The following is a 10,785-nucleotide window of genomic DNA, read 5'->3' as shown; positions in this document are numbered from 1 at the left end:
TCCCCGGCGCCCGGCCCGAGGAGGCCCCGGTCCCGTCCGGCGCCCCCGCGCTGCTGCTCCTGCACGCCAACCCCGGGGACGGCCGCGACTTCGACGCCGTGCTGCCCGCCCTCGCCGACCGGTACCGCACCTTCGTCGTGGACTGGCCCGGGTACGGCGGCTCGACCGCGCCGGAACCCGGGCGGGTCACTCCCGAAGGGCTGGTGGAGGTCGCGGAGCGGGTGATCGACGCGCTCGCCGAGGAGCAGGGCGTGCGGGAGGTCGCCGTGCTCGGCAACAGCGTCGGCGGCTATGTCGCCTGCCGTCTCGCCGAGGGCCCCCGCGCCGCGTCGCTCACCGCGCTCGTCCTGATCGGCCCGGCGGGCTTCACCCGGCACACCGCGCTCACCCGGTGGTTCTGCCGCGAGGTGATGGGCCGCCCCGCCCGTGCCCGTCGGCTCGTCGTCCCGCTGGCCCGCGCCTATCTGGGCCGGCTGGGCACACCGAGCGCGCGGGGGACGTACGCCCGCGCGCGCGGACTGCCGCACGACGAGCGGAGGCTGGCGGTGCACTGCGCGCTGTGGCGAGGGCTCGTGGACCCGGACTTCGGCCTCGTGGACCCCGCTGCCCTCGATCTGCCGATCCTGCTCCTGTGGGGGCGCCGCGACCCGGTCGTCCCCGCGTTCCTCGACGGCCGGCGCGCCCGGCGCGTCCTTCCCGCGGGGACGCCGAGTGTCCGGCTGCCCACGGCCCACGAGCCGTACAACGAACGGCCGGGGCTCTTCCTCCGGCACGTCCTGCCGTTCCTGGAGGATCCGCGGGCGGTCACCGCACGCGGCCTCAGGCCTCCCAGCCGCCCGCGCAGCCGGTGAAACCGCCGCCCTCCCCGCCGCTCCAGGACGGTCCGCGTTCCTGGCGCCCGCCACGGCCCGTCAGTCCGGCGGCCGCGGTGAAGCGCGGCGCCAGCACGGTCAGGGCGGTGTCGCCGTGCAGGGCGACCGCGAGCAGGACACCGGCGGTGGACAGGCCCTCCGGTCCGGCGGGCGGGGGGAACGAGGCGCGCAGCTCCCTGAGAGCGCGCCGGGCGGCGCGCGTCCGGTGAGGGGGCAGGCGGTGCAGCAGTCCGGCCGCGGCGGCCTCGCCCCGCAGCTCCGCCAGCGCGCGCCGCACGCGCGGCCGCTCCGTCAACTCCCGTATTCCCGCAGGGTTGTAGAGGGAGCCGTACACGGCTCTCTCCAGGGTGATCCCCGACTCGGAGGACCTTCCCACGGCCGGGCCCGAGACCCGCACCGTGCCCGGCCGTCCCGCGGCCACGGCGCCCCGCAGATGCAGGGCGAGCACAGCGACCTGCACGGCCGCGCGGGGCCCGCCACGCAGCAGCGCGACGGTCTGAGGCCCGAGCCCGACCGCCGCGCTCCCGCTCATGGTGCTACCCCCGTGTACCCCCGTACCCCCCGTTCGGGACCCGCCGCCCCCGTGCCGGCGGGACCCGTGTGCCGAGAATGTGCCTCATCCGGCGGGAGGTGAAGCCCCCCGGGCGGTGTTCAGAGGTTGATTTGAGGGTTCCGTAGGCGCTCTACGCCCACTTGTGTACGGCCGGAGTCCGGCCGCAGCCTCATCCGTCCGTGTGCTCCGGGTGGACCGTGTGCTCGGAGAGGCCGGGCCAGTCGTCCGGACCGCCGCCCTGCCACTCGATGATGTCGCTCTCCTCGACCTCGATCGCGTCGAGGTCGACGTCCGCCTGGCGCAGGATCTCGACCACGTCGTCGAGGTGGTAGGCGATGCCGAGCACCCGGTCGCCCTCGGTGACCCGCCGCGACCCGTCCAGCCCCGGTGTGTGCACCACGATCCTGGGGAATTCCATGCCGTCAGCCTCCATGCTCCAAGGCTGCTGGCCGCGGCCGGAATCCGCACCCGGAGCCCGTACGGCCGGCTGCCGTCCGACGGAGCGAGGCCGGGCGCGACGGCGGGTCCGTGCCGCCGGACGGGGATCCGGGCCGCGGCGGCGCCTGGGCGCGACAGGACTTGTCGGCGCCGCCGCGGCCCGGACGTCTCGCACGGCCGGGCGGAGCCCCGCCGTGGTTCAGACCCGGGTGCCCGAGAGGCGTTCGACCGCGCGCAGCAGCGCGGAGTGGTCCAGGCCGCCGTCGCCCTGTGCGCGCAGGCCGGCGACGAGCTGGGCGACCACGGCGCCCACGGGCAGCACGGCGCCCACCGCGCGGGCGGCGTCCGTGACGATGCCCATGTCCTTGTGGTGCAGGTCGACACGGAAGCCCGGCTCGAAGTCACGGTTCAGGAAGTTGTCCTTCTTGCGGGCCAGCACGGTGGAGCCCGCGAGGCCGCCGCCGAGGACGTCGAGCGCGGCCCCCAGGTCCACCCCGGAACGCTCCAGGAAGACCACGGCCTCGGCGCACGCCTGGATGTTCACGGCGACGATCAGCTGATTGGCCGCCTTCACGGTCTGGCCCGAGCCGTGCGGACCGCACAGGACGATGGTCCTGCCGAGCGCCTCGAAGACGGGCTTCGCCTCGTCGAAGACGGCCCGTTCACCACCGACCATGATCGACAGCACGGCCTCGACCGCTCCGGCCTCGCCGCCGGACACGGGGGCGTCCAGCACCCGGACACCCTTCTCGGCACCGGCCCTCGCGAGGTCCACCGAGGTCCCCGGGGTGATCGAGGACATGTCGATCAGCAGCGCGCCGGGCCGCACGTTCTCCAGGATGCCGTCGGGGCCGTACGCGACGGCCTCGACCTGCGGGGAGGCGGGCACCATCGTGATCACCACGTCGGCGTCCCGTACGGCCTCGGCGACCGAGGCGGCGGCGGTGCCTCCCGCGGCGGCCAGGCGCTCCAGTTTGTCCCGCTCCAGCGTGTGACCGGTGACGTCGTAACCGGCCTCGATCAGGTTCTCCGACATGGGCGAGCCCATGATGCCGAGGCCGATCCATGCCACCTTGGGGAGGTTGTCGCTCATGAGGATGCCTCTCCGGAATCTCGGTCACGTCGTCGAAATCCCCGTCGCCGCACCGGGGTGCCGTTCAACGGGCGGCCCGGGCCGTGGCGGGCAGCCAGTCGAAGGCCCCCGCGCTCGGCCGGTCGCCAGGCCTGTACTCCAGGCCGATCCGGCCTTCGTAACCGGCGGCGGCGAGCCGGTCGAGGAGCTCCTCCAGGGGGAGCGTGCCGGTGCCCGGCGCGCCCCGGCCGGGGCTGTCCGCGATCTGCACGTGACCGGTCCGGCCGGCGTGGGCGGCGATCACCCCCGGCAGGTCCTCGCCGTTCATGGCGAGGTGGTAGAGGTCCATGAGGAACCTGGTGTTGCCGAGGCCGGTCGCCGCGTTGACCTTGTCGACGACGGCGACACCGGCCGCGGCGCTCACCAGCGGATAGTCCGGCGACTCCCGCTCGTTGAGGGTCTCGACGAGGAGGACTGCGCCGATCCGGTCCGCGGCCCGCGCCGCGAGGACCAGGTTCTCCAGCGCGAGCGCGTCCTGCTCGTCCGGGTCCACGCCGTCGACGCGGTTGCCGTACAGGGCGTTGAGCGCCGTGCAGCCCAGCGACCCGGCGAAGCCGGTGGCCACGTCGATGTTGGCCCGGAACCTCGCGGACTCCTCCCCGGGCAGGGACAGGGCGCCCCGGTCCGGACCGGGCAACCGTCCGGCGTAGAGGTTCAGGCCGGTCAGCCGGACGCCCGCGGCCTCGATCGCGGTCCTCAGGGCGTCGAGTCCGGACGGCTCGGGCGTGGGGGAGGCGGGCCAGGGCCACCACAGCTCGACCGCGGTGAAGCCCGCCGCCGCGGCCGCCGCCGGACGCTCCAGGAGCGGGAGTTCCGTGAAGAGGATCGACAGATTGACGGCGTAGCGCTGGTCCGCGAATCCCATGGGGTCGGCGCTCCCTTCCGTACGGGCGGCCGTGCCGTCGGCCGGACCGGTGATCGAGGGTTCTCGCGTAGCAATTCCGCATTGTGGAAACTTGTTTCTGCTCAATGGAAGATTGCCGTCGGGGTGCGAGGGTTGTCAAGGGGGTGCCGACGGAAAGCCGAGGCCGTGGCCCGATCGGTCCGCAGGGGGCTTGCCGGGGCGTCCGCGGCGCGCAGTAGGTTGACCCCGTGCGATTGAGAGTGGAGTTCACGACCGAGCCCTTCGATCTCGACGAGGCGCCCCGGCACGCGCTGGTCGCCCGTGAGGTCATCGGGGCGGCCGAGCTGGACGCCGTGGACGTCGGCCCGTTCGGCAACACCGCGGAAGGCGGCGCGGAGGCCGTGCTCGCCGCCGTCGACACGCTTCTGCGCAAGGTCCTGGAGGCGGGTGCCACCCGGGTCTCGCTCCAGCTGAACGTCGTGGGCGGGACCGGGGAGGGCGACAGTTGACCGGGTTCGCGGACGACCCCTTCGTCGCGGCGGTCAAACCGCTGGTCGACGCCATGGGCGGGGAGATGCTGCCGCCCGAGCGGGCCGGGGCCGACGACGTCGTCCTGGCCTGGGAGGGTACGGACGTCGTCGCCGTGCGCCTGCCCCAGCTCGCCGACTCGCTCGACCGCATCCTCGCCACCCTGGAGCGCAGGAGCGGCAGGCCGCTCGCGGAGCTCGACCGCAAGGCCAAACAGGAGATCGTGCGCATACTGGAAGCCCGCGGGGCCTTCTCCGTGCGGCACGGCGTGGAGACCGTGGCGAGCGCGCTCGGCGTCAGCCGGTTCACCGTCTACAACTACCTGAACCGCGAGAAGGACGCCTGACCGGCGGCGGCCGGAAGATGCCTGGCCGACGGCCGGAAGGCGCCTGGCCGGCGGTCGCGGGAGGGCGCCTGGCCGGCGGGAACGCGCTTCGGGCCGGTGGGGTTCCGCCGGTCGCGGGCCGCCGCCGTCCGGAGCCGCGGGGCGGTGGTCCCCGTGATCTCCCGTAACCCGAAGTTTTCAACAAAGTGTTGACGTGGTTGTCGCCGAGGGCGTTAGCTGTGCGCAGCCCGTCCCGCACAAGGCCACGGAGGCTCCTCATGACGTCGAGCAGGGCATCCGGCGGCCTCGCCCGCTTCAACGCCCTCGAGGAGGGCGCGGCCCGCGCCGTCCTCCACGAGGTGTGCGCCTCCCGCGCCTGGGCCGAGCGGCTGCTGGCCGCCCGCCCCTACGCCGGCGCCGACGACCTGTACGCCGAGAGCGACGCCGCCACGGCCGGCCTCACCACCGCCGACCTGACGGAGGCGATGGCGGGGCACCCGCCCATCGGACGGCCGAAGCCCGGGGACCCGACCTCGTCCCGCGAACAGCGCGGGATGGCCGGCGCCTCCGCGGAGCTGAGGGAGGAGATGCTCGCACTGAACCTGGCCTACCAGGAGAGGTTCGGCCACGTCTTCCTCATCTGCGCCACCGGCCTGACCGGCGAGCAGATGCGCGACGCGGTCAGGGAGCGGATCGGCAACTCCGCCGAGCGGGAGCGCGAGATCGTCCGCGTGGAACTGGGGAAGATCAATCGCATCAGGCTCGGCGGCCTCGTGCGGGACGGGTCGTCCGGCGCGGAAGGCGGCTGACGGCCACGCACGCAGGACGTGACCGCCGGCCCCGTACAGGAGGAAGAGGCATGAGCACCGACAGCACGGCCTCCGTGTCCACCCACGTCCTGGACACCAGCGTGGGACGCCCCGCCCGGGGCGTCCCCGTCCGGCTCGCCGCCCGCGCGGGGTGCGAGGACGACTGGCGGGCGCTCGGCGGCTCCGCGACCGACGCGGACGGCCGGTGCAAGGACCTTCCGGAGCCCCCGGAGGGCACGACCCACGTACGGCTCGACTTCGAGGTCGAGCGGTACTTCGAACAGGATCCGGCGACAACGGCACAGCGAGCCGAGGCGCGGCAGGACGCCCCCGCGAACCGGGACGGCGAGACGTTCTTCCCCGAGGTGGCCGTCACCTTCGCCGTCAGGCCGGGCGAGCACTACCACGTACCGCTGCTGCTCAACCCGTTCGGCTACTCCGTTTACCGAGGGAGCTAGCAGAGATGACCGAACCTTCCCGCGAGGGCCGCCCGGTGCTCCTGGGCCAGAACCAGTACGGCAAGGCCGAGACCCGCGTCGTCCGGATCACCCGCGACGGCGCCACGCACCACATCAAGGACCTGAACGTGTCCGTCGCGCTGAGCGGCGACATGGAGGAGGTCCACCTCTCCGGCTCCAACGCCAACGTCCTGCCGACCGACACCACCAAGAACACGGTGTACGCCTTCGCCAAGGAGCACGGCATCGAGTCCGCCGAGCGGTTCGGCATCCACCTCGCCCGGCACTTCGTGACCAGCCAGGAGCCGATCGAGCGGGCCCGCATCCGCATCGAGGAGTACGCCTGGGAACGCATCGAGGTCCCGGACACCGGGTCGCGGGCCCCGGGCGCGGACGAGCCGAGGCACTCCTTCGTCCGCAAGGGCCAGGAGACCCGCGTCACCCAGATCACCTACGACGGCGGGGCGTGGGAGGTCGTCTCGGGTCTGAAGGACCTCGTCGTGATGAACTCGACGGACTCCGAGTTCTGGGGCTACGTCAAGGACCGTTACACGACGCTGCCCGAGGCCCACGACCGCATCCTCGCCACCCGGGTCTCCGGCCGCTGGCGCTTCAACTGGACCGGCGACGAGCGGTCGATGCCCGACTGGGACACCTCCTACGAGCAGGTCAGGAAGCACATGCTCCAGGCCTTCGCGGACACCTACTCCCTCTCGCTCCAGCAGACGCTCTACCAGATGGGCGCGCGGATCATCGACCACCGCGACGAGATCGACGAGGTCCGCTTCTCGCTCCCGAACAAGCATCACTTCCTGGTCGACCTGAAGCCGTTCGGCCTGGAGAACGACAACGAGGTCTACTTCGCCGCCGACCGCCCGTACGGGCTCATCGAGGCCACTGTTCTGCGTGACGGCCGCGAGCCGCGCATCCCGGTGGACCTCACGAACCTGTAGAACCGCACCCGGCGGTCCCGCCCGGACCGCCCCCGCGGTACCGCCGCCCCGGCGCGGGCGCCGGTGTCGTGTTTCCGGGGAGAGCGGGGTACCCGCGCAACCACACAGCACCACGGACCCGGCCGTCACCCCGCCCGGCCCCCGGGTCCGTCCGCCGACGGGAAGAACGAGGAACCGCAGTGGCAGTCCAGCGCATCGTCATCGAGAACTGCGCCGTCGCGACCGTGGACGCGGGCGACACGGAGCACGCCTCGGGCCACGTCGTCGTCGCCGACGACCTGATCGAGTCGGTGGGTGCAGGAAAGGCCCCCGACGGCCTGGAGAACGTGGTCCGCCGCGTCGACGGCACCGGACATCTGGCCACACCCGGTCTGGTGAACACCCACCACCACTTCTACCAGTGGATCACCCGCGGCCTCGCCACGGACCACAACCTGTTCGACTGGCTCGTCGCCCTGTACCCGATCTGGGCGCGCATCGACGAGCAGATGGCCTACGCGGCCGCGCAGGGCTCCCTCGCGATGATGGCCCGCGGCGGCGTCACCACCGCCATGGACCACCACTACGTCTTCCCCGAGGGCTCCGGCGACATGTCCGGGGCGATCATCCGGGCCGCCCGCGAGACCGGCGTCCGCTTCACCCTCGCCCGCGGCTCCATGGACCGCAGCGAGAAGGACGGCGGACTGCCGCCGGACTTCGCCGTCGAGACCCTCGAAGGGGCCCTGGCCGCCACCGAGGCGACCGTCGACGAGCACCACGACGCCTCCTTCGCCAGCATGACCCAGATCGCCGTCGCGCCCTGCTCGCCCTTCTCCGTCTCCACCGAACTCATGCGTCAGGGAGCTGAGTTGGCCCGCCGCAAGGGAGTGCGGCTGCACACGCACGGTTCCGAGACCGTCGAGGAGGAGCAGTTCTGCAAGGAACTGTTCGGCATGGGACCGACCGACTACTTCGAGTCGACCGGCTGGCTCGGCGAGGACGTGTGGATGGCGCACTGCGTCCACATGAACGACTCCGACATCGCCGCCTTCGCCCGGACGGGGACGGGGGTCGCCCACTGTCCCTCCTCCAACGCCCGGCTGGCCGCGGGCATCGCCCGGGTCCCCGACATGCTCGCGGCCGGCGTCCCGGTCGGCCTCGGCGTCGACGGCACCGCCTCCAACGAGTCCGGCGAACTCCACACCGAACTGCGCAACGCCCTGCTCGTCAATCGGCTCGGCGCCCACCGCGAGGCCGCCCTGAACGCTCGTCAGGCACTGCGTCTCGGCACCTACGGAGGGGCCCAGGTCCTGGGCCGGGCGAGCCAGATCGGCTCCCTGGAGGCGGGCAAGCTCGCCGACCTCGTGCTGTGGCGGCTGGACACCCTGGCCCACGCCTCGATCGCCGACCCGGTGACGGCGCTGGTCTTCGGCGCCGCCGCCCCGGTCACCCTCTCGCTCGTGAACGGCCGCCCGGTCGTCGAGGACGGTCACCTGCTGCACGTCGACGAGGACGCCGTCGCCCGTTCCACCCGGGACGAGGCACGGCGCCTCGCGAGGATCGCCGGACAGGCCTGACCGCCGGGGAACTCCGGCCGAGGGGGACGGCCCTCGGCCGGTGGCCGCGGACCCGAGCGGGGTCCGCGGCGGCCGCCTCCGGGGCGCGCGCGTCCGCGCGCGCCCCGGAACGGTCCTTCCGCCGCGCTTCTCAGCCGATGTGGTAGCTGTCGCCGTAGACCTTCCAGTCCAGCGGCGTGTCGAGGTTCAGGTTCCGCTTGCGCACGAAGACCCGTTGCTCGGTGTCCACCCGGGTGGTGTCGGAGTGGGCCTCCTCCTGCTTCATGGCCCACACCCGGGCGTCGAGGAAGGCGTTCAGGTACGTCACCTCGTCGCCGCCCTGGGCCGGCGGCTTGGCCTTGGAGAGGGCGCGCCGCCGGATGCTGCCGAAACTGGTGCCGTCGTCACCGTTGCCGTGCATCACGATGGCGTCGTAGTAGGTGAACTGGCCGAGGGTGCCGATGCCGTCGGCCTTGCCCTGCTGGACGGCGGGGTTGAAGTAGACACGGTCCCGCTCGTCGTTCTGGGCCTGCTGGAACGCCGTGTCCTGGGCCGCCCGGCGCCAGTCGGCCGGGAAGCCGGGGTCCAGGCCCTCGTGGGAGTCGCTGCCGTTCACCTCGCGCAGGGCCGGCAGGTACTTGGCCAGGACGTTGCCGGGCTTGCGCCGGCCGTACAGCTCGACGAGGTCGAGCATGTCTCCCGTGCCCGAACAGAAGCCGATGATCCCGGCGGTGTAGCCGCGCCCGTCACCGATGTCCTCGATGTACTTGTACTGCGCCTTCCAGTCCAGCGAGGAGTTCTCCGCGCTGGAGACCAGCTTCATGGCGATCTCCTTCTTCGCCGGGTCGTCCAGACCGGCCGGCGAGGCGGTCGCGGCCTGGGAGGCGATCAGGGGGGCTGCGCCTGCCACCAGTGAGGCTCCGATCAGGGTGAGCAGGGTGCGACGCGAAGTGCGTATGTGGGGGGTGTGCACGGTACCTCCGGTTGGGGGAGCGGTGTTGCCGCGTACTGTTAGGAAAGTTTCCTACCAGAGTTCGGAGGCGACGTACACCCGTTGAGTCAGGGCGAGTTGGCGCTTCGAGCCCCACTGCCGAACCGCGCTGGGCTACGGTCTGAGCGCATGCGGGGCACATGGGGCACACGGGTCGCGCGGTGTGCGCGTGCGGAAACCGGGACGAGGACGCGGCCACGACGGGGGAGTCGGTCATGAACGAGTCGGGCCGTGTGGAGGCCTTCAGCGACGGCGTGTTCGCCATCGCGATCACCTTGCTGATCCTGGAGATCAAGGTCCCCGAGGCCGGTGAGAACGGCGGGCTGTGGCACGCGCTCGGAGAGCAGTGGCCCTCCTACGCCGCCTACGTCGTCAGCTTCCTGGTGATCGGCATCATGTGGGTCAACCACCACCAGGTGTTCAGCTACGTCGCGCGGGTCGACCGCGCCCTGATGTTCCTGAACCTGCTCCTGCTCATGGTGGTGGCCGCCATTCCCTGGCCGACGGCGATGGTCGCGGAGTACCTGCGTGAGGGAAAGGCGTCTCATGCCGCCGCCGCCGTCTACAGCCTGCTCATGGTGGCCATGGCCCTCGCGTTCCAGGCGGTGTGGTGGCATCTGACCCGCACCGGACACCTCTTCGACAGCCGCGTCGACGTGGAAGGCGCCCGGCGCACCCGGGTCCGTTTCGCCCTCGGCTCCCTCGCCTATCCGGCGACCGTCGCGCTCTCCTTCGTCTCGGCGCCGCTGACCCTCGCCGCGCACGGGATGCTGGCGCTCTACTACGGCTTCAACCAGGTGCCGGTGCCGGTCCGTGCACCTGACGGGGTCGGGGCCGGGGCGGGAGAAGGAGAGGCGTGAGGAGGCCCGGCCGGATCAGAGGCCGAGCGGCCCGGGGTCGGCGGCCAGTGACGTGAAGGCGTCCCGTGCCCCCGGCACCAGGCGGCGCTCGGTGAGGTCCATCAGCCCGCCGACCGCCGTGATCTCGGCGGACACCGTGCCGTCGGTCTTCCTGACGGTCTGCTCGATGCGGAAACTCCTGCCCTCGCCCCAGAGGAAGGCGCACGTCACCTCGACCTCGTCACCGGCCCGCAGTTCGCGCAGGTAGCGGATGGTCGTCTCCAGCACCACCGGGCCCACCCCGCGCGCCGCCAGCTTCGCCTGGCTGATCCCGGACGCGTGCAGCAGCGACCAGCGGGCGTGCTCGGCGTACTGGAGGTAGACGCTCTGGTTGAGGTGGCCCTGCACATCGGTCTCGTACCCACGAACGGTCACGGGGACGGAGAACGGCTCTGTCACGACTTTCCCTTCGACGACTGCTGACTGCTTCTCGACGGCGGTCGCCGGG

At 72.4% G+C, this 10,785-nt stretch carries 14 protein-coding genes; 8 read left to right on the top strand and 6 right to left on the bottom strand.

Going from position 1 to position 10,785, the window contains the following annotated elements:
• The coding region (locus tag CW362_RS25390; RefSeq protein WP_103551845.1) for an alpha/beta fold hydrolase at positions 1–851 on the top strand (851 nt) is incomplete at its 5' end.
• Here CW362_RS25390 and CW362_RS25385 read toward each other — a convergent pair.
• The 4 genes from CW362_RS25385 to CW362_RS25370 all read right to left on the bottom strand — a co-directional run bounded on the left by CW362_RS25385 (position 820) and on the right by CW362_RS25370 (position 3,860).
• Positions 820–1,404 carry a TIGR04222 domain-containing membrane protein gene (locus CW362_RS25385; RefSeq protein ID WP_103551844.1) on the bottom strand — a complete coding sequence of 195 codons (585 nt, stop codon included), beginning with the start codon at positions 1,402–1,404 and terminating at the stop codon, positions 820–822. The two genes, CW362_RS25390 and CW362_RS25385, sit on opposite strands and share 32 nt — an antisense overlap.
• A gap of 190 nt (positions 1,405–1,594) precedes the next feature.
• The gene (locus CW362_RS25380; RefSeq protein WP_240658032.1) at positions 1,595–1,843 is read right to left on the bottom strand and encodes a hypothetical protein; all 249 of its coding nucleotides are present in this window, start codon (positions 1,841–1,843) and stop codon (positions 1,595–1,597) included.
• A gap of 219 nt (positions 1,844–2,062) precedes the next feature.
• Positions 2,063–2,956, bottom strand: coding sequence for a 2-hydroxy-3-oxopropionate reductase (locus CW362_RS25375; protein ID WP_103551842.1), 894 nt, complete (start codon positions 2,954–2,956; stop codon positions 2,063–2,065).
• A 64-nt stretch (positions 2,957–3,020) separates the two neighbouring features.
• On the bottom strand, positions 3,021–3,860 hold the full coding sequence (locus CW362_RS25370; RefSeq protein ID WP_103551841.1) for a TIM barrel protein: 840 nt from the start codon (positions 3,858–3,860) through the stop codon (positions 3,021–3,023).
• 227 nt (positions 3,861–4,087) lie between these two features.
• On the opposite strand from CW362_RS25370, the gene CW362_RS25365 reads away from it, so the two are divergent.
• The 6 genes from CW362_RS25365 to CW362_RS25340 all read left to right on the top strand — a co-directional run bounded on the left by CW362_RS25365 (position 4,088) and on the right by CW362_RS25340 (position 8,468).
• Positions 4,088–4,348, top strand: coding sequence for a YkoF family thiamine-binding protein (locus CW362_RS25365; protein WP_103551840.1), 261 nt, complete (start codon positions 4,088–4,090; stop codon positions 4,346–4,348).
• Complete coding sequence (locus CW362_RS25360) at positions 4,345–4,713, top strand: helix-turn-helix domain-containing protein (protein ID WP_103551839.1); 369 nt, start codon at positions 4,345–4,347, stop codon at positions 4,711–4,713. Before CW362_RS25365 ends, CW362_RS25360 begins: the two co-directional genes overlap by 4 nt.
• Before the next feature lie 257 nt (positions 4,714–4,970).
• Positions 4,971–5,501 carry a 2-oxo-4-hydroxy-4-carboxy-5-ureidoimidazoline decarboxylase gene (gene uraD / locus CW362_RS25355; protein ID WP_103551838.1) on the top strand — a complete coding sequence of 177 codons (531 nt, stop codon included), beginning with the start codon at positions 4,971–4,973 and terminating at the stop codon, positions 5,499–5,501.
• A 50-nt stretch (positions 5,502–5,551) separates the two neighbouring features.
• Complete coding sequence (uraH, locus tag CW362_RS25350; RefSeq protein ID WP_103551837.1) at positions 5,552–5,959, top strand: hydroxyisourate hydrolase; 408 nt, start codon at positions 5,552–5,554, stop codon at positions 5,957–5,959.
• Positions 5,960–5,964: 5 nt separating this feature from the next.
• Positions 5,965–6,912: a factor-independent urate hydroxylase gene (pucL, locus tag CW362_RS25345; RefSeq protein ID WP_103551836.1), complete on the top strand. Its 948-nt coding sequence runs from the start codon at positions 5,965–5,967 to the stop codon at positions 6,910–6,912.
• Between the two features lie 179 nt (positions 6,913–7,091).
• Positions 7,092–8,468 (top strand): 8-oxoguanine deaminase, encoded by a 1,377-nt coding sequence (locus CW362_RS25340; protein ID WP_103551835.1) that lies wholly within the window; start codon positions 7,092–7,094, stop codon positions 8,466–8,468.
• Positions 8,469–8,598: 130 nt separating this feature from the next.
• On the opposite strand, the gene CW362_RS25335 is transcribed toward CW362_RS25340, so the two are convergent.
• Positions 8,599–9,420 carry a chitosanase gene (locus CW362_RS25335; protein ID WP_103551834.1) on the bottom strand — a complete coding sequence of 274 codons (822 nt, stop codon included), beginning with the start codon at positions 9,418–9,420 and terminating at the stop codon, positions 8,599–8,601.
• A 233-nt stretch (positions 9,421–9,653) separates the two neighbouring features.
• On the opposite strand from CW362_RS25335, the gene CW362_RS45345 reads away from it, so the two are divergent.
• Positions 9,654–10,298, top strand: coding sequence for a TMEM175 family protein (locus CW362_RS45345; protein ID WP_103551833.1), 645 nt, complete (start codon positions 9,654–9,656; stop codon positions 10,296–10,298).
• 15 nt (positions 10,299–10,313) lie between these two features.
• Here CW362_RS45345 and CW362_RS25325 read toward each other — a convergent pair whose 3' ends face one another.
• A complete protein-coding gene (locus tag CW362_RS25325; protein WP_103551851.1) occupies positions 10,314–10,736 on the bottom strand; it encodes an acyl-CoA thioesterase in 423 nt (140 codons plus the stop codon).
• Between the last annotated feature and the right edge of the window lie 49 nt (positions 10,737–10,785).

This window comes from Streptomyces populi (assembly GCF_002911015.1).
Classification (GTDB): Bacteria; Actinomycetota; Actinomycetes; order Streptomycetales; family Streptomycetaceae; genus Streptomyces; species Streptomyces populi.
The sequence above is the reverse complement of the archived record's forward strand: the minus strand, read 5'-3'. Positions and strand labels throughout refer to the sequence as shown.